This is a genomic window from Glycomyces sp. MUSA5-2 (genome assembly GCF_037034145.1).
In the GTDB taxonomy this organism is placed as follows: domain Bacteria; phylum Actinomycetota; class Actinomycetes; order Mycobacteriales; family Micromonosporaceae; genus Glycomyces; species Glycomyces artemisiae.
On record NZ_JBAGKG010000006.1, the window covers coordinates 78804 to 100385 of the forward strand.

22 protein-coding genes are annotated in these 21582 nt (G+C 71.6%); 17 read left to right on the top strand and 5 right to left on the bottom strand.

Annotation, left to right across the window (positions count from 1 at the left end):
- Positions 1–154: 154 nt before the first annotated feature.
- From WA640_RS19315 to WA640_RS19330, 4 genes are all read left to right on the top strand, one after another.
- Entirely contained in the window at positions 155–2104 is a 1950-nt protein-coding gene (locus tag WA640_RS19315) for a diguanylate cyclase (protein ID WP_335989764.1), read from the top strand.
- 69 nt (positions 2105–2173) lie between these two features.
- The gene (locus tag WA640_RS19320; protein WP_335989767.1) at positions 2174–3064 is read left to right on the top strand and encodes a UTP--glucose-1-phosphate uridylyltransferase; all 891 of its coding nucleotides are present in this window, start codon (positions 2174–2176) and stop codon (positions 3062–3064) included.
- 58 nt (positions 3065–3122) lie between these two features.
- Complete coding sequence (locus tag WA640_RS19325) at positions 3123–4358, top strand: molybdopterin molybdotransferase MoeA (protein ID WP_106363295.1); 1236 nt, start codon at positions 3123–3125, stop codon at positions 4356–4358.
- Between the two features lie 66 nt (positions 4359–4424).
- Entirely contained in the window at positions 4425–5060 is a 636-nt protein-coding gene (locus WA640_RS19330; RefSeq protein ID WP_106363296.1) for a GNAT family N-acetyltransferase, read from the top strand.
- A gap of 7 nt (positions 5061–5067) precedes the next feature.
- Here WA640_RS19330 and map read toward each other — a convergent pair whose 3' ends face one another.
- Positions 5068–5835, bottom strand: coding sequence for a type I methionyl aminopeptidase (gene map, locus WA640_RS19335; protein WP_335989770.1), 768 nt, complete (start codon positions 5833–5835; stop codon positions 5068–5070).
- Positions 5836–5888: 53 nt separating this feature from the next.
- On the opposite strand from map, the gene WA640_RS19340 reads away from it, so the two are divergent.
- The 5 genes from WA640_RS19340 (at position 5889) to WA640_RS19360 (ending at position 8572) form a co-directional block, all read left to right on the top strand.
- Positions 5889–6143, top strand: coding sequence for a helix-turn-helix domain-containing protein (locus WA640_RS19340; protein WP_106363298.1), 255 nt, complete (start codon positions 5889–5891; stop codon positions 6141–6143).
- A 98-nt stretch (positions 6144–6241) separates the two neighbouring features.
- A complete protein-coding gene (locus tag WA640_RS19345; protein ID WP_335989772.1) occupies positions 6242–7375 on the top strand; it encodes a 5-(carboxyamino)imidazole ribonucleotide synthase in 1134 nt (377 codons plus the stop codon).
- Positions 7375–7887: a 5-(carboxyamino)imidazole ribonucleotide mutase gene (gene purE, locus WA640_RS19350; protein WP_106363300.1), complete on the top strand. Its 513-nt coding sequence runs from the start codon at positions 7375–7377 to the stop codon at positions 7885–7887. Before WA640_RS19345 ends, purE begins: the two co-directional genes overlap by 1 nt.
- 72 nt (positions 7888–7959) lie before the next feature.
- Positions 7960–8241 (top strand): type II toxin-antitoxin system RelE/ParE family toxin, encoded by a 282-nt coding sequence (locus WA640_RS19355; RefSeq protein WP_335989775.1) that lies wholly within the window; start codon positions 7960–7962, stop codon positions 8239–8241.
- 46 nt (positions 8242–8287) lie between these two features.
- On the top strand, positions 8288–8572 hold the full coding sequence (locus tag WA640_RS19360) for a HigA family addiction module antitoxin (protein ID WP_335989777.1): 285 nt from the start codon (positions 8288–8290) through the stop codon (positions 8570–8572).
- On the opposite strand, the gene WA640_RS19365 is transcribed toward WA640_RS19360, so the two are convergent.
- Complete coding sequence (locus tag WA640_RS19365; protein ID WP_335989779.1) at positions 8569–9723, bottom strand: class I SAM-dependent methyltransferase; 1155 nt, start codon at positions 9721–9723, stop codon at positions 8569–8571. The genes WA640_RS19360 and WA640_RS19365 overlap by 4 nt on opposite strands.
- 221 nt (positions 9724–9944) lie before the next feature.
- Here WA640_RS19365 and groES point away from each other — a divergent pair, with 221 nt between their 5' ends.
- Together groES and groL are read left to right on the top strand one after the other, a co-directional pair.
- The gene (gene groES / locus WA640_RS19370; RefSeq protein WP_106363304.1) at positions 9945–10244 is read left to right on the top strand and encodes a co-chaperone GroES; all 300 of its coding nucleotides are present in this window, start codon (positions 9945–9947) and stop codon (positions 10242–10244) included.
- Positions 10245–10300: 56 nt separating this feature from the next.
- The gene (gene groL, locus WA640_RS19375; protein WP_335989784.1) at positions 10301–11929 is read left to right on the top strand and encodes a chaperonin GroEL; all 1629 of its coding nucleotides are present in this window, start codon (positions 10301–10303) and stop codon (positions 11927–11929) included.
- Between the two features lie 230 nt (positions 11930–12159).
- Here groL and WA640_RS19380 read toward each other — a convergent pair whose 3' ends face one another.
- A complete protein-coding gene (locus WA640_RS19380; RefSeq protein ID WP_335989787.1) occupies positions 12160–13893 on the bottom strand; it encodes an ABC-ATPase domain-containing protein in 1734 nt (577 codons plus the stop codon).
- Positions 13894–14083: 190 nt separating this feature from the next.
- Here WA640_RS19380 and WA640_RS19385 point away from each other — a divergent pair, with 190 nt between their 5' ends.
- Positions 14084–14704, top strand: coding sequence for a helix-turn-helix transcriptional regulator (locus tag WA640_RS19385; RefSeq protein ID WP_091052314.1), 621 nt, complete (start codon positions 14084–14086; stop codon positions 14702–14704).
- A gap of 81 nt (positions 14705–14785) precedes the next feature.
- Here the strand turns inward: WA640_RS19385 and WA640_RS19390 are convergent, their stop codons facing one another.
- The gene (locus tag WA640_RS19390; RefSeq protein WP_335989793.1) at positions 14786–15952 is read right to left on the bottom strand and encodes an amidase; all 1167 of its coding nucleotides are present in this window, start codon (positions 15950–15952) and stop codon (positions 14786–14788) included.
- Positions 15945–16994 (bottom strand): acetamidase/formamidase family protein, encoded by a 1050-nt coding sequence (locus WA640_RS19395; RefSeq protein WP_335989795.1) that lies wholly within the window; start codon positions 16992–16994, stop codon positions 15945–15947. Before WA640_RS19395 ends, WA640_RS19390 begins: the two co-directional genes overlap by 8 nt.
- Before the next feature lie 70 nt (positions 16995–17064).
- Here WA640_RS19395 and WA640_RS19400 point away from each other — a divergent pair, with 70 nt between their 5' ends.
- From WA640_RS19400 to WA640_RS19420, 5 genes are all read left to right on the top strand, one after another.
- Complete coding sequence (locus WA640_RS19400) at positions 17065–17727, top strand: GntR family transcriptional regulator (protein ID WP_335989798.1); 663 nt, start codon at positions 17065–17067, stop codon at positions 17725–17727.
- A 161-nt stretch (positions 17728–17888) separates the two neighbouring features.
- Complete coding sequence (locus tag WA640_RS19405) at positions 17889–18635, top strand: sulfite exporter TauE/SafE family protein (RefSeq protein ID WP_335989799.1); 747 nt, start codon at positions 17889–17891, stop codon at positions 18633–18635.
- Between the two features lie 14 nt (positions 18636–18649).
- Positions 18650–19846 (top strand): amidohydrolase, encoded by a 1197-nt coding sequence (locus tag WA640_RS19410; RefSeq protein WP_335989800.1) that lies wholly within the window; start codon positions 18650–18652, stop codon positions 19844–19846.
- A gap of 140 nt (positions 19847–19986) precedes the next feature.
- Positions 19987–20739: an ABC transporter ATP-binding protein gene (locus WA640_RS19415; protein WP_335989801.1), complete on the top strand. Its 753-nt coding sequence runs from the start codon at positions 19987–19989 to the stop codon at positions 20737–20739.
- Positions 20736–21572 (top strand): ABC transporter permease, encoded by an 837-nt coding sequence (locus WA640_RS19420; RefSeq protein ID WP_335989803.1) that lies wholly within the window; start codon positions 20736–20738, stop codon positions 21570–21572. The genes WA640_RS19415 and WA640_RS19420 overlap by 4 nt, the downstream gene beginning before the upstream one ends.
- Positions 21573–21582 lie beyond the last annotated feature (10 nt).

Genomic DNA, 21582 nt, shown 5'->3' on the forward strand with positions numbered 1-21582 from the left:
TTCCCTCCGTCGTCATATGTCACCTGGAAGGATTCCCCCGAACAGGCGATCACACTCGTCCATTCAGCCAGAGTGACGATAAACCGGATGCCTTGTCGTGTCCGGTCGGTAGCTCTAGGTAGTCTTCTAAGGGAGTGAACTTGAGGGGGCTTCGGTGTCGCTGCGCTCACGGCTCACCACGGCGTTCCTCGTCGTCGTGCTCGGGCCGGTCCTGGTGGGGGCCGTCTTCGTCGCTGCCGTCATGTCCCACCTGGCGGACTCCCGCGGCGAGGCCCTGGCCTCCTCGGCGGTGACGTCGGTCGACTCCACCCTCGGCACGATCTGCGAGCGCATCCAGGCCTCGGCCGCGGTCGTGGCCCTCAGCCACAGTAGCGGCGGCAACGACGACGCGCTGGAAATGGCCCAGCTCGTGGTCGACCGCAAAGTGGTCGACGGCGTCGTCTTCACCGGCCTCCAGGACGCCGGCTCCACCGCGGGCCCCGACATCGGCGCGCCCGCCCCCGACGGCGCCTGGGTCGACTGCGGCGAGGCCGCCGCCTACGCCGGGACCGGCCCGATCGTGGCCCTCGGCGCCCAGGCCGAAGTCCAGAACGCCGACGGCACCACCGCGGTCTTCAGCGCCTTCCGCATCGTCGACCAGGAGTTCCTCTCCCGCATCGCGCGCGTCGCCGACGCCGAGCTGGTCCTCCTCGACGGCCGCGCCGACCCCATGCGCGTCGGCGGCGTCGACGCGGGCCGCTGGGACGACACCGACCTGTTCCTGCCGCTCAGCATCGGCACGGTCGCCACGAGCGTCACCCCCATGTACTGGACCCTCGCCGCGATGGTCGCCGCTTCCGGCCTGTGCGCCGTGGGCCTGGCCGCGTGGCTCGCCCGCTCCACGACCCGGCCCCTCCACGAGCTCGCCGACGCCGCCGAGCGCGTCTCCGAAGGCGACCTCGACGTGCGCGTGCCCGTCCACGGCCGCGACGAGGTCGCCCACCTCGCGCTCGCGTTCAACCGCATGACCGCGCAGACCCAGGCGTACGTGAACGCCCTGACCGCCTCCCGCGACCAGATGCGCGGCCAGCTCGGCCGCCTCGGCCAGACCCTCACCGCGACCCTCGACCTCGACCGCATCCTGGAGGTCATCCTCGACACCGCGATGGTCACCGCGGGCGCCGAGGCCGGGGTCGTCATGCTCGTGGACGTCGACGACGCCGACCAGCTGCGCCAGCGCGCGGGCGAAGGGGACCTCGGCATCGACCAGCCCGCGACGATCCGCCTCGGCGAAGGCATCATCGGGTCCATCGCCGCCTCCGGCGCGCCCGCGCACGGGCGCATCACCGACGGCCGCTTCGAGGGCCGCCGCCGCGCCGACACCGAACCCGACGCCCGCTCGATCGTCGCCGTCCCCTTCGAGGGCCGCGCCCCCGCCGAGTCCGACGACCCGGGCGCCCCGCGCACCGAGTCCGGGGTCCTCGGCGTCCTCGTCCTCTACAACCGGATCGCGGGGGACGACTTCGAGCCCGGCGACGTCGACACGCTCCGCACCTTCGCCGGGCAGGCCTCCGTCGCCGTCGAGAACGTGCTCCTGCACCGCCAGGCCCAGCGCCTCAGCCTCACCGACCCGCTCACGGGCCTGTGGAACTACCGGTTCATGCAGACCTCGCTGCGCCGCGAAGCGGAGCGCTCGCGCCGCTACCACCGGCCCTCCGCGCTCCTGGCGATCGACCTCGACCGCTTCAAGACCGTCAACGACACGTACGGGCACCCCGTCGGCGACCAGGTCCTCACCGAGCTCGCGCGCCGCATCACCGGCCAGATCCGCGAAGTGGACCTCGCGTTCCGCCACGGCGGCGAGGAGTTCATGGTCCTGCTCCCCGAGACCGACGCGGCGGGCGCTACCGCGGTCGCCGAGCGCCTCGGCCGCTCCGTCGCCGCCCGCCCCTTCAAAGTCAACGACGCCTCCGGCGGCCGCGAACTGCGCGTCACCGTCTCCATCGGCGTCGCCGTCCTCGGCGAGCACGCCGACACCGCCGGCGAGGTCCTCGCGGCAGCCGACGAGGCCCTCTACGCCGCGAAAGCCGCCGGAAGGGATACGTGGCGAGTCGCGCCCGTATGAGGACCGTTCACCCGCTGTTCTCCAGGGTGGCCGGAACCTGACGGAGCGTGCCCGCGATACCCTCGCCATATGCCAGAATCTGCGCCCCGCGCCACGAAAGCCGTCATTCCCGTGGCGGGCAACGCCACCCGCTTCCTGCCGGTGACGAAGGCGGTCCCCAAGGAGCTGCTGCCCATCGTCGACACGCCGGTCCTCCAGTACATCGTGGAGGAGGCCGCCGCCGCCGGCCTCGACGACATCGCCATGGTCACCGCCCGCGGCAAGGACGCCATCACCGACTACTTCGACGTGCGCCCCGACCTCGAAGAGGCCCTCGCCGCCAAGGGAAAGCACGACCTCATCGAAGCCGTCAAGGCCCCCGAGCGGATCGCCGAGGTCCACGCCATCCGCCAGGGCCGCGCCAAGGGCCTCGGCCACGCCGTCGGCCGCGCCGCCGCCCACGTCGGCGACGAGCCGTTCGCGGTCCTCCTCGGCGACGAGTTCTACGACGTCGACGACAAGCTCCTCCCGCGCATGATCGACCTCCAGTCCGACACCGGCGGCATCGTCCTCGCGCTCCTCGAAGTCCCCGAGTCCGAGGTCTCCCGGTACGGCGTCGCCTCGGTCCGCACCACCGACACGCCCGACATCGTCGAAGTCACCGGAATGGTCGAGAAGCCCGCCCGCGAGGACGCGCCGTCGAATCTCATCCTCATCGGACGCTACGTCCTGCCCGGCGCGATCTTCGCCGAACTCGACCGCACCGAGCCCGGCAGCGGCGGCGAAATCCAACTCACCGACGCCATGGACGCCATGCGCGCCAACGGAACCCCCGTCCACGCCGTCATCCTCCGCGGCCGCCGCTACGACACCGGCCAGCCCGTCGAGTACCTCCAGACCCTCGTCGAGCTCGCCAGCCGACGGGACGACTTGCCCGGCTTCAACGCCTGGCTGCGCGAATTCAGTGCGACACTGGACTGACCGCACCGCCGCCAGGCGGCGCATTTCGAGTTTCTGACCGACGGGGGGATGAGGAGAGATGGGGACCGGCGACGCGACGCCATTGGCCGACTTCCTGTCGAAGGCGCTGGCGCTCGTCCGACCCCTGCCCCCGGTCGACATCGACATGACCCAGTCGACCGGGTCGGTCCTCGCCGAGAACGCGGTCAACCCCGGGCCGCTCCCCGCCTTCGACTACGCCGCGATCGACGGCTACGCCTGCGCGGCCGACGACATCGCCGGAGCCAGCCCCGAGCGCGGGGTCGGCCTGAAGGTCCTCGGCGACCTCGCCGCGTCCTCGTGGCGCCCGGTGCGCCTGGTCGCGGGCACGTGCTTCTCGGTCGCCGCGGGCGCGGCGCTCCCGGTGGGCGCCGACATAGTGGTCCCGCTCGCGTGGACCGACGAGGGCATGGCCACCGTCGACGTCCGCCAGGCGCCCCGGCGCGGGCACGGCGTGCGCCGCATGGGATCCGAGCGCTCCTCGGGCGAGATCCTCGCCCACGAGGGCCGCCGCGTCACCCCGCAGCTCGTGGGCCTCCTCGCCGCCGCCGGGATCGCCGACGTCGTCGTGCGGCCCACGCCGCGCGTCGTCGTCATCGCCACCGGCGACGAACTCGTCGACACCGGCCGCCCCTCCCAGCCCGGCCAGCTCATCGACGTCAACTCCCACCTCGTCACCGCCGCCGCCTCCGAAGCGGGCGCCCACGCCTACCGCGTCGGCATCTGCGACGACGAGCCCGACGCGCTCCGCTCGGTCCTCGACGACCAGATCCTGCGCGCCGACCTCGTCATCACCACCGGCGGCACCGGCACCGGCCCCGGCGACATGGTCCGCCGCACGTTCTCGCGCGACGGCGCCGTCGACTTCACGCCGATCGCCGTGTACCTCTGCGAGACCATGGGGTTCGGCACGATCGGCCCCGAGGAGGTCCCCGTCGTGTGCCTCCCCGGCGACCCGGTCGCCGCGACCATCGCGTTCGAGGTCGTCGCCCGCCCGCTCATCCAGCGGCTCGCGGGCGCGGAGCCGGTTTTCCGGCCCAGCGTGCGCGCCAACCTGACCGAGCCCGTATCCTCACCGAGCGGACTCAGGGAATTCCGCCCCGTCCGCGTCGCCGAGCGCCGCGGCGGCGGCTACACCGTCGCACCGCTCGGTGCCGCTTCATACACGCTCTCCGGTCTCGCCGAGGCCACCGGCCTGATGACGATCGGCGAGAACGCGACCCGGGTGCCCGCCGGGTCCACGGTGGACGTGCTCCTGCTCGACAGGAACCGATGACCCACACCGACATCCAGCCGGACGGCCCCCGATGACCGTCCCACGAACGCAGTTGGACCCAGACCGATGACCCTTTCCAACCCCGGATGGCCGGTGCACCTCGAACACGAGCAGGTGAGCGTCAGGCCCTTCCGCCGCTCCGACGCGAACCGCTGGTCCGAACTGCGCCGCGCCAACGAGGCCTGGCTCGCCCCCTGGGAGCCCGGCACCGGCACCACCTGGCACGAAGCCCACTCGCCCGCCGCGTTCCGCGCGATGCTCCGCGGCCTGAAACGCTCGATCAAGGACGGCACCAGCTGGCCCCTCGCGGTCTGCTGGGACGGCAAGCTCGTCGGCGGCCTCACCGTCGGCAACATCGTGCGCCGCGCCTTCGGCTCCGCCTACGCGGGCTACTGGATCGACCGCGGCCACGCCGGGCGCAACATCACCGCGACCGCGCTCGCGCTCGTCGTCGACCACGCGCTCACGGTGGGCCGCCTGCACCGCATCGAAGTGAACATCCGCCCCGAGAACGGGCCGTCGAACCGCGTCGCCGAGAAGCTCGGCCTGCGCCGCGAGGGCCTCCACAAGCGGTACCTGTACATCGACGGCGACTGGCGCGACCACTACGGGTACGCCGTCACCGCCGAGGAGGTCGTCTCGGAGCGCATGATCGACCGCATGGAGCGCCTCAAGCGCGCCGAGGCCGAGCGCCCGTCCTGATCCCGTCCTAGTCGCGGGCCGTGAGAATGATCGGCCCGTCCTCGGTGATCGCCACGGTGTGCTCCATGTGCGCGCCGCGGGAGCCGTCGGCGCTGCGCAGCGTCCACCCGTCGGGGTCGTAGACGATCTCGTCGGTGGTCTGGAGGAACCACGGCTCGATCGCGATGACCAGGCCCGGCCGCAGCTTCATGCCCCGGCCCGGGCGGCCGTCGTTGGGCACGTGCGGGTCGCCGTGCATGGTCCGGCCCACGCCGTGCCCGCCGAACTGGGTGTTCACGCCGAGGCCGTCGCCGCGCGCCACGGTGGCGATGGCGTGGCCGATGTCCCCGATCTTGTTCCCGGCGACCGCGGCGCCGATGCCCGCTTCGAGTGCGCGGGTGGTGGTGTCGATGAGCCGCAGGTCCTCGTCCCTCGCCTTGCCGACCACGACCGACAGCGCCGAGTCGGCCACCCAGCCCTCGACTTCCGCGGCGAAGTCGAAGCTCACCAGGTCGCCGTCCTTGAGCTTGTAGTCGTGGGGGAGGCCGTGCAGGACCGCGTCGTTGACGGAGGTGCACAGGACCTTCCCGAACGGGCTGCCGCCGAACGAGGGGTGGTAGTCCACGTAGCAGGAGACCGCCCCGGCCTCCTTGATCCGGCGGGCCACGAGGTCGTCGAGGTCCAGGAGGTTCATGCCGACTTCGGCGGTGCGCGCCAGTTCCGAGAGCGTGGCGGCCACGAAGCGGCCCGCCGGGCGCATCGCTTCGATCTCGGCGGGGGAGTACAGCTCGATCATCGTCGGCCTTCCATAGGGTTCCGGTATTTGTATACCGGTACTATAATACCGGTATGATCCGACCGCCGCTGAGGCCCGAAGAGCACGACCGCGGCCGCGCCCTCGGCCGGGCGCTGCGCGCGGCCCGCGGCCCGCGCAGCCTCCCCGACGTCGCCGCCGAGGCCGGGATCTCCCCGGAGACGCTGCGCAAGATCGAGACCGGCCGCATCGCCACACCGGCGTTCTTCACCATCATGGCGCTCTGCGATGCGCTCGGCGTAGCCCCGGACCAACTCCTCGAAGTCGCAGAACATCCCATGACCGGCTGACAATGCAAATTTATGGCTTGCAAGCTGCGCCAAGGGCGCAGGTCACGCCCGTTATCGATCGGAACTCCTCGTATTTCGGGTCGGGATAGGCTCTCGCCGTGGATGCAGCGACCCAACTCCCGACCGTGGGCATGATCGGAGCCGGCCAGCTGGCGCGCATGACCCACCAGGCCGCCATCGCCCTCGGCCAGACCCTCAAGGTCCTCGCGGGCGACCCGGCCGAGAGCGCCGCCGTCGTCTCGCCCGCGACCGTGCTCGGCGACTACCGCGACGTCGAGGACCTCCGCGGCTTCGCCAAGGGCTGCACCGTGGTCACCTTCGACCACGAGCACGTTCCGCAGGAGGCCCTCCGCGCCCTGACCGCCGAAGGCGTCGACGTCCAGCCCCGCCCCGAGGCCCTCCTCTACGCCCAGGACAAGCACGCCATGCGCACCCGCATGGCCGAACTCGGCCTCCCGCAGCCGCGCTGGGCCCCCGTCGACTCCATCTCCGACGTCGAGGCCTTCGGCCTCCCCTGCGTCCTCAAGGCCGCGACCGGGGGCTACGACGGCAAGGGCGTGTGGATGATCGAGGCGCCCGGCGACGCGCAGGCCGTCCTCGCCTCCGGCATCCGCCTCATCGCCGAGGAGCGCATGCCACTCCAGCGCGAACTCGCGATCCAGGTCGCCCGCTCCCCGCGCGGCGAGACCGCCGCCTACCCCGTCGTCGAGACCGTCCAGACCGGCGGCATCTGCACCGAGGTCATCGCCCCGGCGCCGCACCTCGACCCCGCCGTCGCGGCGCAGGCGAAGGAGATCGGCGAGACGGTCGCCCGCGAGCTCGGCGTGGTCGGCATGCTCGCCGTCGAGCTCTTCCAGACCTCCAAGGGCCTGTTCATCAACGAGCTCGCGATGCGCGCCCACAACTCCGGCCACTGGACCATCGAAGGCGCTGAGACCAGCCAGTTCGAGCAGCACCTGCGCGCCGTCCTCGACTACCCGCTCGGCTCCACCGCTGCAGTCGCGCCGTACACGGTGATGGCGAACGTCCTCGGCGGCGCCCCCGGCGGCCCGCGCCTCGACGAGCGGCTCCAGCACCTCCTCGCCGACGACCCGGGCGCGCACGTCCACCTCTACGGCAAGGCGGTCCGGCCCGGCCGCAAGATCGGCCACGTCACCGTCCGCGGCGACGACCCCGACCTCCTGCGGCGCCGCGCCCTGCGCGCCGCCAAACGGCTCCAGGAAGGCGAGTAATGACTGAACAGCAGCCCCGCGTCGGCGTCATCATGGGGTCGGACTCCGACTGGCCCGTCATGGAGGCGGCCGCCGCCGTCCTCGACGAGTTCGGCGTCCCCTACGAGGTCCGCGTGGTCTCCGCCCACCGCACCCCCCACGGCATGCTCAGCTACGCCGACTCCGCGGCCGGCCGCGGCCTCCAAGCGATCATCGCGGGCGCGGGCGGCGCCGCCCACCTCCCCGGCATGGTCGCCTCCGCAACGCCTCTGCCGGTCATCGGCGTCCCCGTGCCCCTCAAGCACCTCGACGGCATGGACTCCCTCCTCTCGATCGTCCAGATGCCCGCGGGCATCCCCGTCGCCACCGTCTCCATCGCCGGAGCCCGCAACGCCGGCCTCCTCGCCATTCGAATCCTCGCCGCCGCCGACCCCGCCCTCCGCACCAAGATGGAGACCTTCCAAGTCGACCTCGAACGAATGGTCGCCCAAAAAGACGCCAACCTCCGCTACAAACTCGACCACCCCGAATAGCCCGCGACCGGCTCTGGCGACACGCCGACTATGAACGCTAGACGTTATTAACGCGATGCGTTACTATTGGGCGTGCTTAGATCATTCGCCGACAAGGAAGCCGAGCGGATCTGGGAGAGGAAGCGATCGAAGAAGTTCAACGACGCCACACAGCGGTCTGCGCGAAAGAAGCTGCTGATCCTCGACGCGGCTGAAACGATCGAGGACCTCCGGGTTCCGCCCGGGAATCACCTTGAGAAGTTGAAGGGCGATCGGGAGGGGCAGCACAGTATCCGGGTCAACCAGCAGTGGCGGTTGTGCTTCCGCTGGACCGATGCGGGCCCGGAGGGGGTTGAGATCGTTGACTATCACTAGATTGAGGTGGACGAGGCACGGGAAGGGGAGGCCGATGGAAGCGTTGATGCCACCGATACACCCGGGGGAGATCCTGGCCGAGGAGTTCTTGGAGCCGCTGGGGGTGTCCCAGTACCGGCTTGCGCTCGCGATTTCGGTCCCGGCGCGGCGGATCAACGAGATCGTGCACGGCAAGCGCCGCATCAGCGCTGACACGGCCTTGCGGCTGGCGCGATACTTCGGCACCTCGGACCGGTTCTGGATGAACCTCCAGAACCGCTACGACCTCGAAATCGAACGCGACCGCCTCGCCAACGACCTCCGCCAGATCAAGCCGTTCGCCGCCGCCTAGGCCTCGGAGCAGAGGATTGCCACGTGGGCGCCTGCGAGGCGGGTTGCTACGAGGGTGGCTTCTTCGGGGCCTTTGAGTTTGAGTTGCTTTCTGAGGGTTGCCGGGTCGATGCCGGTGCCCCGTTGCTTGATGGTGAGGCGGCCTATTCCTCGTTCGGCGAGGAGGGGTTTGAGTTTCTTGGGGTGGAGGGGCCAGACCTCCTCCACTTTCCAGACCCTCGCGAACGGGGTTTCGGTGAGCGTGTCGCCGTAGAGGTAGGCGATGTCCTCGCTTCCCATGTGGGCGTTGAGGTCTTCCGCCAGTTCGGCTATCAGGCCCGCCCGGATGACGGCTCCGTCGGGCTCGTAGAGGTAGTCGGCCACTGCGCCTACCTCGGCTCGTTCCTGGCCGGTGCCTGTCAGTTCGTGCCACGTCCCGGATTTCAGGAGGCTCGCCCGGCGGGGGGTCTGGGCGGCTTCTCCCAGCCATAGGCAGGCCTCGACGACGTCGCGGTCGACCGAGACCCATTCGGCTTCGGCGCCTTCGGGGATCCAGTCGTGGGAGATGCCGGGGCCGAGTTTCACGGCGGCGAAGCGGGTGGTGCGGAGGCGGGTGAGGAGGGGGTCCAGCGACGGCGAGTAGTCGGCGGGGTTGAAGTTGCGGGTGCCGCCGGAGCGGCGGGCCGGGTCCGCGAAGGCGGATTCGGCGAGGGGGGTTTGGAGGGCGTCGGCCACGGTCACCCGGACCGGCAGATCGAGGGCTTCGGTGTTCGCCTTCGCGTAGTCCGCAGTTGCCTGGTCTAGTTCGATCGCTTCGACCTCCAAGCCCGCCTGCGCGAAGGCCAAGGCTTCGGTGCCCAGGCCGCAGCACAGGTCGGTGACCTCACCGGCGGACGCCGCGAAGCGGGCCGCCCGGCGCACCGCCACCGGCCAGCGCGTGGCCTGCTCCAGGCCCGCCCGGGTGAAGTAGAGGCGGTCCGCGAGGTCGCCGAACTTCGGGCGGGCGTGGCGGCGGAGGTCGGCGAGGGTCAGGGCCGCGGCGGCGAGGGCTGGTTCGACGCCGGCTTTGCGGAGGGTGAGCGGGGCGCGGTCGCCGTCGTGCGCGAGGGCCTTGGCGGCGCGGGCCTGGAGCCCGGGGTCGGTCAGGAGGGCTTCGGGCAGGCTCGGTTCCACAAGTCAATGGTATGACGTGCGAGACCCGGTGTTGACGCCCCCACCTGCACGAACTAACGTCGGCCTTAGCACTCGCAGGGCGAGATTGCTAAGCGCTATGATCGCCTTGGCACTCTCGCCGAGAGAGTGCCAGCCACGGGCCGGTGCCTCGGCACCCGCGACGACGAGACCCGCGCTGTCGTGGCGGACATCCGTAGTGAACACGCGTTTGGAGAAACCAAGTGAGCAAGGCTGCCATCAAGCCGCTGGGCGACCGCATCGTGGTCCAGGCGAACGAGGCCGAGACCACCACCGCTTCCGGCATCGTCATCCCGGACACGGCCAAGGAGAAGCCCCAGGAGGGCACCGTCCTCGCCGTGGGCCCGGGCGCCTTCGACGACAAGGGCAACCGCCTCCCGATCGATGTCAAGGTCGGCGACGTGGTCATCTACTCCAAGTACGGCGGCACCGAGGTCAAGTACAACGGCGAGGAGTACCTCGTCCTGTCCTCGCGCGACGTCCTCGCGGTCGTCGAGCAGTAGAACGCGCCCCGGGCCCTCGCCAGAGGGCCCGTCCGCGTTCCTAGGAAAGGGAACCAATGCCGAAGATTCTCAACTTCGCCGAGGACGCGCGGCAGAACCTGCTGCACGGCATCGACCACCTCGCCGACACCGTGAAGGTCACGCTGGGTCCGAAGGGCCGCAACGTGGTCCTCCAGCGCTCCTTCGGTGCGCCGCTGATCACCAACGACGGCGTGACGATCGCCAAGGAGATCGAGCTCGCGGACCCGTACGCCAACCTCGGCGCGCAGCTGGTCAAGGAAGTCGCCACGAAGACGAACGACGTCGCGGGCGACGGCACGACCACGGCGACCGTGCTGGCGCAGAAGATGAGCCGCGCGGGCATCAAGGCGGTCACGGCCGGGGGCAACCCGATCGCGATCCGCAAGGGCATCGAGGCCGCGGCGAACGCCGTGTCCGAGGAGCTGCTGCGCCAGGCCATCGAGATCTCCGACCACGAGCACATCGCGCAGGTCGCGGCCGTGTCGGCGCAGGACCCGGAGATCGGCGAGCTCATCGCGAAGGCGATGGACGTCGTCGGCGCCGAGGGCGTCATCTCGGTCGAGGACGGCTCCAGCCTGGAGACGGTCCTCGAAGTCACCGAGGGCATGCAGTTCGACAAGGGCTTCATCTCCCCGAACTTCATCAACGACCAGGACTCGCGCCAGACGGTCTTCGAGGACCCGTACATCCTCATCACCAACGCGAAGGTCTCCTCGATCGAGGAGCTGCTGCCGGTGCTGGAGAAGGTCATCGAGACCTCGAAGCCGCTGCTCATCATCGCCGAGGACGTCGAGGGCCAGGCCCTCGCGACCCTGACGGTGAACGCCCTGCGCGGGACGCTGCGCGTGTGCGCCGTCAAGGCCCCGGCCTTCGGCGACCGCCGCAAGGCGATCCTGGGCGACATCGCGACCCTGACGGGCGCCGAGGTGGTCTCCTCGGAGATCGGCCTCGACCTCAAGCAGGCCGACCTGTCGCACCTGGGCCGCGCGCGCCGCGTCACCGTCTCCAAGGACGCCACCACGATCGTGGACGGCGCCGGGGAGCGCGACGAGGTCGACGCCCGGATCGCGCAGATCAAGCAGCAGGCCTCCACGACCGAGTCGTCCTGGGACCGCGAGAAGCTGGAGGAGCGCCTCGCGAAGCTCTCCGGCGGCGTCGCCGTCATCCAGGTCGGCGCGGCCACCGAGGTCGAGCTGAAGGAGCGCAAGCACCGCATCGAGGACGCCGTCAACGCGACCAAGGCCGCGGTTGAGGAGGGCATCGTCGCCGGCGGCGGCGCGGCCCTGGTCCACGCGATCGCGGCCCTCGACAAGGTCGAGCTGGCCGACCCGGAGGCCCGCATCGGCCTCAAGATCGTCGAGGCGGCCCTGTCGGAGCCGCTGCGCCAGATCGCCGCGAACGCGGGCGAGTCGGGCGACGTGGTCGTCAACGCGGTCGCGGGCAAGGGCTGGCGCGAGGGCTGGAACGCGGCCACCGACACCTACGAGGACCTGGTCTCGGCCGGCATCCCCGACCCGGTGAAGGTCACCCGCAACGCGGTCCTGAACGCCGCCTCGATCGTGGGCCTCGCGCTCACCACCGAGGTGACGATCGTGGACAAGCCCGAGGAGGAGCAGGAGGAGGCCGGGCACGGCCACTCCCACGGCCACGGGCACTCGCACTAGTCCGGGCTTCGCCTGAGCGACAAGCGAATACGACAAGGGCCGCCGACGATGTCGGCGGCCCTTCCGCGTGCCCGGCGGCGGGGTCCGGGGTTCTGGACGCCCGTGGAACCGCAAGTGTCAACATCCCGACAGTTTGTCGCGCCGCTGTCGGGAAACCGATAGAGTTCAAGAGCCTTCGCGGCCTTTGGGGATCGGAGCCGCGAAGGCACTTTTACGCCTGTTTCAAGGCGTTACACGTCCTGCCGCACCCGCAGCTCCCGCATCCGGTTGAGCACCGCGGCCACCTCGAACCGCCTGGGCACCGCGAAGTCCGCGTCCCGCACCCGCAGCAGCAACTCCTGGCCCTCCGCGTCCAACGCGGCCTCCAGGCGGTCCAGCGCCTCCGCCACGGTCGCCTTTCCGTCGATCCAGCCCTGCCGCACCGCGGCCTCGATCGCGTACCCGATCCCGGCGGTCATCGAGTGGTCGGTGATCTGCTCGACGGCGCGCACGTCGATCTCGGACTCCCCGAACCGCAGCCCGTCGGTGTCGTCGGCGCGGATCTTCTGCTTCCCGCGCGACTCCGAGGACACCGACCGCGCGTCGATCACGCGCGAGCGCGGCATCCGGAACCCCTCCGCTTCGACGCGCCGCCCGGTCGGCTTGGCCGCCAATGCCTTCGCGCGCTCGGTGACGTCCTCGGGGACGTACGCGTCCATGAGCACGACCCGGTCGGCGACGTCCATGTAGTCGCCGGACCCGCCCATGACCAGGACCACCGCGACGCCGTGCTCGTCGGCCATCGACCGCACCACGTCGACGAGCGGCGTGAGCGGCTCGCGGTCCTTCGCCACGAGCTCCTGCATGCGCGCGTCGCGGATCATGAGGTTCGTCGCGGCCGTGTCCTCGTCGATGAGCAGCACGCGCGCACCGGCTTCGAGCGACTCGACGATCGCGGCGGCCTGCGAGGTGGACCCGGAGGCGTTCTCGGTCGAGAAGCGCCGCGTGTCGTCCCCCGAAGGCAGGTGGTCGACGAACGCGTGGACGTCGACGCCGGTGACCGCGCGCCCGTCCTCGGCCCGGACCTTCACCGTCGACCGATCGGCGACGACGAGGTCGCGCCCGTCGCCGGGGACGTGGTCCCACACCCCGGACTCCAAGGCCCGCAGCAGGGTCGACTTCCCGTGGAAGCCGCCGCCGACGATGAGCGTCACGCCCGGCGCGATCCCCATGCCGCGCACCGTCCCCGCGTGCGGCAGCTCCACCTCGACCGCGAGCGAGTCGGGGGACCGGAACGGCACCCCGGACTCCATCGGCCGGTCGTCCACTCCGGACCTGCGCGCGAGCATCGACCCGTCGGCGACGAACGCCACGAGTCCGGAATCCGACACCTGCTTCCGCAGGGCCGCAACGTCATCGGCGTGACGCGTCCACACGCCCGCCTCCTCCTCGCCGACGGCGAGCGCGTCGTCCGCCGCGTCCGGCAGGTCCTCGCACAGCAGCCGCGCGGCCTGCCGCCCGGCGATGCGCCGCCCGTGCCCGGGGAACTGCGCGCCGAGGCGGAACACGACCGAGCCGTCCTCCCCGACCTGGCACGACGCCCGCCGCAGGATCTCCTGGCCGCCCGCGTCGATCCGCAGGTCCCTTGTCGGACAGGCCTTCTTGAAGCGCTTGGCGAGGAGCACCGCGAGGGCCCGGCGCCGCTCGGGGGTGGCGTGCCACTCGGGCAGGAGGTCCGCGGCCTCGGCGTCGAAGGACAGCTCGACCCGGCTCGGCGGGGCGAACGGATCCGACTGGACTTTCAAAATGTCGAGAATCGCCTGACCTGTCCACCATTTGCCACGCAGGGATTTATATCGCCCGTAACTCGTACCTTCCAGGGCCGTTAGTTCGTTAGACAGGTCATGGCGAGGTGGATGTGAACGATGATCACCAAAATCGCGGGACTCGGCCCGGTGCTGTCGTCCGCCTCTTCGCTGTGTCATGCCCCCAGTTTCCCATCAGGGTCGAGGTATTCGCGTCAGCGAACCCGAACACCATGCGTCCACGCCTCTTCCCGGAATCCTCGAAAAGTCACTCGAAAAATTCGCGCGAACTCGCGTCATGGCGGCGGACCGCCTGCGTGCTGGATGTAGAGAGACACGCACGGCCTACCGCACCGAAAGGTAGAACAAAGTGAGAACCGTACTGGTCTGTGTTAAGACTCCTCAAGCCGGACAGAAGATCTCGGCCTGCGCGACCCGCATGGGCCTGGCGCAGGCGGTCAAGTCGGTCGAGGGATCGCCCGAGCTGTTCCTCGAACTCGGCCGCCGCCAGGTGGACGTGGTGCTCGTGGACGTCGCGCTCGCCGCCCCGGACCCGGTCAAGTTCGTCAAGACCGTCCGCGCCCGCTCCCCGCGCACCGGGGTCCTCCTGTCCGGCGCGGCGGACCCCCGTACCGCCGCGATGGTCGTGGCCGCGGGCGCCAGGGGCGTCATCCGCACGCCGTCCAACAACTCCGACGACCTCCTGGTCGCCCTCGCGCAGGCGATCATGTTCGCCTCCCCGAGCCTCCAGCGCGTCACCGAGACCGTCCCGCGGCAGCGCTCGACCCTCCAGGGGATGAAGCTGACCGAGCGCGAGCTCCAGGTCCTCCGCGGCATGTCGGAGGGCAAGTCCAACGCCGAGATCGGACGCGACCTGTTCGTCTCCGAGGACACCGTCAAGACCCACGCGCGGCGCATGTTCCGCAAGCTCGGCGCGCGCGACCGGGCCCACGCGGTGGCCGAGGCCTTCCGCTCGGGGCTCGTCTGCTAGCCACCGTCTACTGAGGACTGAACCGCGGCGCCCCGGCGGGAGCGGCGCCGCAGCGGGGAACCGGCAGGACCCCCGCGGGGCTCAGTCCCGATCGGCAAGCGCCAGAAGGACCTCGTCGCCTCCCGGAGTGGCGACGAGCTGAAGACCGACGGGCAGGTCCTCGACCAGCCCGGCCGGAAGGGCGAGACCGGGGGCACCGGCGAGCCCGGCGATGCACGTCAAGCGCACGATGGCCTCGCGGTCGGGCTCCTCCCCGATGCGCGGCGCGGGGCCGGGCGCGGCGGGGATCGCGAGCGCGGTGCCCTCGGGGAGCCGGTCCCTGACCAGCGCCACCACGCCGCTGCGGACCCGCTGCGCCCGCGTCACGTCGGCGCTGGTGAGCTTCGCCGCGTTCGCGAAGCGCGCCTTGACGCCCGGCCCGAACTCGGGCCGGGACGCCTCGATCCACGCGCCGTGGGCCTGCCATGCCTCCCACGCCTGGAGCGTCGCGTACGCGCGCCTGGCGCTCTCCAGCGGCGCGACCTTCGGCGCGGCCTCGTGCACGAGGCCGAACTGCGGGTCGTCGAAGAACGGCGCGGTGTCCACTTCGAGCCCGAGCGCCTCGACCGCCGGCATCACGGCCGCGCGCGTCGCGGGCGCGATCTCCTCCCAGATGTCGCTGGGCGCCAAGAGCCTCCGGATCGGCGCGTGGTCCTCGACCGGCTCCTCCAGGAGCACCTGCATCGCCAGGCGCAGCGTGTGCGCGTCCCTCGTGAGCACGCCCGCGGTGTCGAACGTCGGCGCGAGCGGCACGGCCCCTTGCAGACTCACGCGTTCATGCGTCGGCCGCAGCCCCCACAGCCCGCAGTACGACGCGGGCACCCGGATCGACCCGCCGGTGTCCGTGCCGAGCCCGATGTCCGCCAGCCCCAGCGCGACCGCCGACGCCGACCCCGACGACGACCCGCCCGGCACGCGCCCGGGCGCGGCCGGGTTCTCGGGGACCCCGTAGTGGAAGTTCGAGCCGTTCAGGCTCCACGCGAGCTCGTCGGTGATCGTCTTCCCCACGACCCTTGCGCCCGCCGCGCGCAGCCGCGCGACGGCCTCCGCGTCCTCCTCCGGCGGCACGTGCGTCTCCAGCCACCGCGGATTGCCTGCGCCCGTAGGCGTCCCGGCCAGATCGAACAGGTCCTTGACGGCGAGCCGGAGCCCTTCGAGCGGCCCAGGTCCTCCGGTGTCGTCCACGAGGGCGATGAACGGGTCAGTCAAGATCCAACTCCTTGGGCAGCGTGACGTGGGCGCCTTTGACGAGGTCGACGACCTGCGAGATCCGCACGTCGACGGCCGCGCTCAGGTACGCGAGCGCGACGGGCCCGGGGACGCCGTGGCGCTCCCGCAGGAACACCAGGGACGCGCGCACGGCTTTGCGGACCGCTTCGTCGAGGTCCTCGTCGAGTCCCGTCGTGATCCAGTGTTCCCCGGTCTCGGCGTACGGGCCGCCAAGGGCGGCGGCGAGTCTCCTCACCGCCGGGTCCGAGTGCACCGTCAACCGCAGGGTGGCGCGCAGCGGCGCCTCGAACGCGGTGAGCGCGACCTCCCCGTCGCCCTGCGAGAAGTGCGGGTCGCCGGTGTAGAACGAGGCGCCGGGCACGGCCACCGGCAGGTACAGCTTCGCGCCGGGTCCGAGGAGCCGGATGTCGAGGTTCCCGCCGTGCGGGCCCGGCGGCACCGAGTGGACCGGCGCCTCCGTGGCGGGCGCGGTGCCCATGATCCCGAGGAACGGCGCGAGCGGGAACCGCAGCGACCTGCCGTCGCCGACGGGGAGGACGCCGCGCCCGCGGTCGTCGACCGTGGCGACGGTGCTGACGGTCCCCTCCTCCTGCGGGTACTCCCCGGGGAGCGCGCCGCGGCCGTGCCGGTTGGAGACCACCCCGTACGGGGCCCGCCGCTCCAGTTGCAGCACTTCCACTTCGAGGACGTCGCCGGGTTCGGCCCCGGCGACCTGCACCGGCCCGGTGACGACGTGCGGCCCGGCGTCCGGTTCCCGCACGCACTCGCGGGCGATCCGCGCCGCGTCCTGGAGCACTTCGCCGATCCCGTTGGCGCCGAAGAACGCCGCCGGGTCCCCGCCCTGGTCTTCAAGGAGCCCTTCATGACTGACGGTGTCGAAGCAGACCGTGTCGCCGGACCGGACCTTCAGGACCGGAGCGGCGGCGGCGTTCGGGAGGCGCCCCCACTGGACCGTGTCGGGCCGGGACGGCAGGTAGTGGTCGGCGCCGTCGTAGTCGGCGAGCGGCTGGAGGAGCGTCATGGGCGGCACCGCGTTCCAGGGGCGAGGGGATGTATACGACAATGGTGGCCTGATCGTAGTGGAGGATCTCATGGCTGGGGACAAGGGGCCGCGCCGCGCGCCGCAGGAGGCGGTCCGCGCCGTCCGCGAGGACATCATCCGGGGCGTGTTCGCCCCCGGCGAGCGGCTCACCGAGGAGGCCCTCGCGGCGCGCTACGGCGTCTCCCGCGTGCCCGTCCGCGAGGCCCTGCGCGTCCTCGAAGCGGAAGGGTTCGTCGAGGCCAAGCCCTATGTCGGGGTCTTCGTGAAGGAGCTGAGCGAGGCCGAGGCCGAGGACCTGCTGGAGCTGCGCTCGGTGATCGAGCCGATGTGCGCCGCGCGCGCCGCCCGCAACCGCACCCCCGAGCAGCTCGGGCGCCTCAAGGAGCTGGTGAACCTCGGCTGGGACGCGGTCCGCGAGGGCCGCCTAGAAGAGGTCCCGCGCCTGAACTCCCGCTTCCACGAGGTGATCGCCGAGGCCTCCGGCTCGGAGGTCCTCGGCCAGATGATCCGCCAGCTCAGCCAGAAGATCGCCTGGGTCTACGCGGTCGGCCTGACCCTCCGCGCCGAGGACTCCTGGCGCGAGCACGAGGAGATCCTCGCGGCCCTGTCCGCCGGGGACGCCGACCGCGCCTCGGCCCTCCTCGGCCGGCACATCGTGCGGGCCACCACCGCCTACCGCAGGCGCGCCCGATCGGGTGACATTCCGGCCTGAGGGGCCGTTTCTGTCGCACCCCCGCGCAAACCTGGGCGCTACGGTCCCCTCTGGGAGGGTGGGGGCTGGGGACGGCCGTCCACCTCTACCCCCTGAACGCCCTAGAAGCATCCTCGCGAACAGTTGTATACGATGGGTTCCGCCGCTCCCGGAAGGAACCCATGGACCCTCAGCACCTCGCCCTGCTCGTCGCCGCCGGATTCGGCGCGGGCCTGTGCAACGCCATCGCCGGAGGCGGCAGCCTCCTGACGTTCCCGGCGCTGCTCGCGATCGGGCTCCCGCCCGTCCCGGCCACCGTCACCAACGCCGTGTCCGTGTGGCCCGGCTACGCCGGCAACGCCTTCGCCCTCCGGGGGCACCTCTCCGGGTTCCGCCAGGTCCTCCCGCGCCTCGTCGCGATCGCGGCCGTCGGCGCGGTCGGCGGCACCGTCGCCCTCCTCGCCGCCCCGCCGGAGGTCTTCACCGCGCTCGTCCCGTACCTGATCCTGTCGGCGACCGCCCTGTTCGCGGCCCAGCCGCTCATCACCAGGCGCCTCGCCGCCCGCGGCGGCGGCCCCTCCGCGCCCCTGCTCTACGCGGGCGTCTTCCTCGGCGGCGTCTACGGCGCGTACTTCAACGGCGGCATGGGGATCGTGTTCCTCACCGCGCTCGCCCTCGGCATCGACGCCGTCATCGGCCGCCTCAACGGCCTCAAGGCGCTCCTGGCGCTCACCACCGGGACCGCCGCGATGCTCTCGGTCTCCCTCTTCGGCCCGGTCGACTGGCTCGCCGTCCTCGTCCTCGCGCCCGCGTGCCTCCTCGGCGGCTTCGCGGGCGCCCGGCTCGCCGACCGCCTCCGGCCGATCGTCTTCCGCGTCGTCGTCATCGCGTTCGGCACCGCCGCCGGGGCCGCGATGATCCTCACCTGACCGAAAGGACCCCCATGACCGACCTCCTCCTCAGGAACGGCCGCCCCTGGACCCCCGGCCTCCCCCTTGACCTCGCAGACATCGCGATCACCGACGGCCGCATCGCCGCGGTCGGCCCGGACCTCGATCTCGAAGCGCCCCAGGTGATCGACCTCGAAGGCGCGATCGTCCTCCCCGGCCTCGTCGACGCCCACTGCCACCTCGACAAGACCATGTTCGGCGGCCCCTGGACCCCCAACACCGGCGGCCGCACGCTCGAAGGCCGCATCCGCAACGGCGAGGGCCGCCGCGCCGAACTCGGCATCCCCAGCGCCGACTACGCCGCGAACCTCCTGCGCGCCATGGTCGCCGCCGGGACCTCCTTCGTGCGCAGCCACATCGACATCGACCCCGAGGTGGGCCTCGGCGGCGTCGCGGCGGTCCGCGAGGCCGCGGCCCGCCTCGCCGGCCGCGTGGACGTCGAACTCGTCGCGTTCCCCCAAGGCGGCCTGCTGACGCGCCCCGGCGTGCCCGCGCTCCTGGAGGCAGCGCTCGCCGACGGCGTCGGCACCGTGGGCGGCCTCGACCCCGCCGGGTTCGACCGCGACCCCGCGGGCCAGCTCGACCTCCTCTTCGACCTCGCCGAGCGCCACGGCGCGAAGATCGACGTCCACCTTCACGACCAGGGACTCCTCGGCGCGTGGGAGTACGAGCTCATCATCGAGCGCACCAAGGCCCTCGGCATGGCCGGGCGCGTCGCCATCAGCCACGCGTACGCCATGGGCGGCCTCGAACCCGACCACCAGCGGCGCATCGCCGAGGCCCTCGCCGACGCCGGGGTCGCCATGATCACCTGCGCCGTCGGCGGCGCGCCCGTGGTCCCGGTCCGCCTCATGGCCGAGACCGGCGCGCGGCTCGCGATCGGCAACGACGGCATCCGCGACCTGTGGACCCCGTACGGCGACGGCGACATGCTCCGCCGGATCAACCAGGTGTCCTTCCGCGACCGGCTCATGTCCGACCCGGAGATCGAGCTCGCGCTCGCGGCCGGGACGCACGGCGGCGCGGCCGTCCTCGGCCTCGACGGCTACGGGCTCGCCGTCGGATGCAATGCGGACCTGTTCGCCGTGACCGCTTCGGCCCCAGCGGAAGCCGTGGTCAGCGTGCCGCCGCGCCGACTCGTCGTCAAGCGCGGCGCGGTCGTCGCGCACGACGGCGTCTTCACCGACTGATCGTATACGAAATACCCGTGTAATCCTCCGGACCGGAACCTGCAATGGTATACCGGTAGAACTTGAGCCATGAACGCACGGCTCACCTCCGAAACAAGGCCCGGGCCGGGTCATGTATACGACCGCTCCAGGCGGTCGCGATGAGCATCGACCCGGCCCTCGCCTTCCGCGGGACCTCCCTGACCTTCGCGAACGGCACCCGCGCGCTCCACGACGTCGATCTGGAGATCCGCCCCGGCGAGTTCGTCTCGCTCGTCGGCCCCTCCGGCTGCGGCAAGTCCACGATGCTCCGGCTCGCCGCCGGGTTCGAGACGGCCACCGGCGGATCGGTCGAGGTCGGCGCCGGCCGCCTCGGCTACGTCTTCCAGGAGGCCACGCTCCTGCCGTGGCGCACCGTCGCCCGCAATGTCGAGCTTCCCGCCGAACTCGCCGGCGTCCCGAAAGCCGAGCGGCGCGAAGCTGCCCGCGACGCGATCGAGCGGGTCGGCCTGGCCGCCTTCGCGAAGCACCGCCCCTCGCAGCTGTCCGGCGGGATGCGCATGCGCGCCTCCATCGCCCGCGCGCTCACGATGCGCCCCGAGCTGTTCCTGTTCGACGAGCCGTTCGGCGCGCTCGACGAGATCACCCGCCAGCACCTGAACGCCGAGGTCGGGAACCTGTTCGCACGCGACGGCTTCGCCGGGGTGTTCGTCACCCACTCCGTGCCCGAGTCGGTGTTCATGTCCACCCGCGTGGTGGTCCTGCGCGGCCAGCCCGGCGAGGTCGCCGCCGACCTCCCCGTCCCGTTCCCCTTCCCGCGCGACCCCGAACTGCGCTACACCGCCGAGTTCGCGGCCCTCGCCTCCGAGGTCTCGGCCGCCCTGCGCGGCGCCGAGCAGGAGGTGCCGGCATGACCGCGGTCCTCGAAGCCCCCGCCGATACTGAAGCGCCGCAGGCGAAGCGGCCCCGCCGCCGGCCCGCGCCGCTCCGCGTCCTCGCGCCGGTCGCCGTGTTCGTCCTCGTGATCGCCGCGTGGGCCGCCTCCAGCCACCTGCTCGTGCCCGAGGCCTCCCGGTTCCTCCTGCCGCCCCCCGAGGCCGTGGTCGCCGAGGGCCTCCTGGACCCGGTGGCGCGCACCGAGATCCTCACGGCCCTGTGGAACACCGTCCAGGTCGCGCTGTGCGGCCTGGCGATCGCGATCGTCCTCGGCGTGCTCGTCGCCGTCGTCATGAGCCAGGCCCGCTGGGCCGAGTTCTCGCTCTACCCCTACGCGGTGGTCCTCCAGACGATCCCCATCCTCGCGGTGGTCCCGCTGTTCGGGTTCTGGTTCGGGTACGAGTTCGGGTCGCGCGTGATCGTCTGCGTCATGGTCTCGCTGTTCCCGGTCGTCACGAACACCCTGTTCGGCCTCAAGTCCGTCGCCCCGGCCGAGCACGACCTGTTCACCCTCCATGGCGCGACCCGCCTCCAGCGCCTGTGGAAGCTCCAGCTCCCGGCCGCCCTGCCCGCGATGATCTCCGGGTTCAAGATCTCCGGCGGCCAGGCGATCATCGGCTCGATCGTCGCGGACTTCTTCTTCCGCCAAGGCGTCCCGGGCATCGGCCGCATGATCGACGTCTACCGCCAGCGCCTCGCCACCGAGGAGCTGCTCACCGCGCTCCTGCTGTCCTCGCTCGTCGGCCTGTGCCTGTTCTGGGCGTTCGACCTCCTCGCCGGACGCGTCGACCGCCTGCACGGCAAGCGATAACCCTCACCAT

Excerpts from the sequence above, each read along its gene's own strand:
- WA640_RS19380 (WP_335989787.1), bottom strand. The coding sequence starts at position 13,893 with ATGACACAGCGAAGAGGCGGACGACAGCACCGGGCCGAGTCCCGCGAT.
- WA640_RS19400 (WP_335989798.1), top strand. The coding sequence starts at position 17,065 with ATGGCTGGGGACAAGGGGCCGCGCCGCGCGCCGCAGGAGGCGGTCCGC.
- WA640_RS19420 (WP_335989803.1), top strand. The coding sequence starts at position 20,736 with ATGACCGCGGTCCTCGAAGCCCCCGCCGATACTGAAGCGCCGCAGGCG.
- WA640_RS19395 (WP_335989795.1), bottom strand. The coding sequence starts at position 16,994 with ATGACGCTCCTCCAGCCGCTCGCCGACTACGACGGCGCCGACCACTAC.
- WA640_RS19330 (WP_106363296.1), top strand. The coding sequence starts at position 4,425 with ATGACCCTTTCCAACCCCGGATGGCCGGTGCACCTCGAACACGAGCAG.
- groL (WP_335989784.1), top strand. The coding sequence starts at position 10,301 with ATGCCGAAGATTCTCAACTTCGCCGAGGACGCGCGGCAGAACCTGCTG.
- WA640_RS19360 (WP_335989777.1), top strand. The coding sequence starts at position 8,288 with ATGCCACCGATACACCCGGGGGAGATCCTGGCCGAGGAGTTCTTGGAG.
- WA640_RS19340 (WP_106363298.1), top strand. The coding sequence starts at position 5,889 with ATGATCCGACCGCCGCTGAGGCCCGAAGAGCACGACCGCGGCCGCGCC.
- WA640_RS19410 (WP_335989800.1), top strand. The coding sequence starts at position 18,650 with ATGACCGACCTCCTCCTCAGGAACGGCCGCCCCTGGACCCCCGGCCTC.
- WA640_RS19325 (WP_106363295.1), top strand. The coding sequence starts at position 3,123 with ATGGGGACCGGCGACGCGACGCCATTGGCCGACTTCCTGTCGAAGGCG.
- map (WP_335989770.1), bottom strand. The coding sequence starts at position 5,835 with ATGATCGAGCTGTACTCCCCCGCCGAGATCGAAGCGATGCGCCCGGCG.
- WA640_RS19320 (WP_335989767.1), top strand. The coding sequence starts at position 2,174 with ATGCCAGAATCTGCGCCCCGCGCCACGAAAGCCGTCATTCCCGTGGCG.
- purE (WP_106363300.1), top strand. The coding sequence starts at position 7,375 with ATGACTGAACAGCAGCCCCGCGTCGGCGTCATCATGGGGTCGGACTCC.
- WA640_RS19405 (WP_335989799.1), top strand. The coding sequence starts at position 17,889 with ATGGACCCTCAGCACCTCGCCCTGCTCGTCGCCGCCGGATTCGGCGCG.
- WA640_RS19415 (WP_335989801.1), top strand. The coding sequence starts at position 19,987 with ATGAGCATCGACCCGGCCCTCGCCTTCCGCGGGACCTCCCTGACCTTC.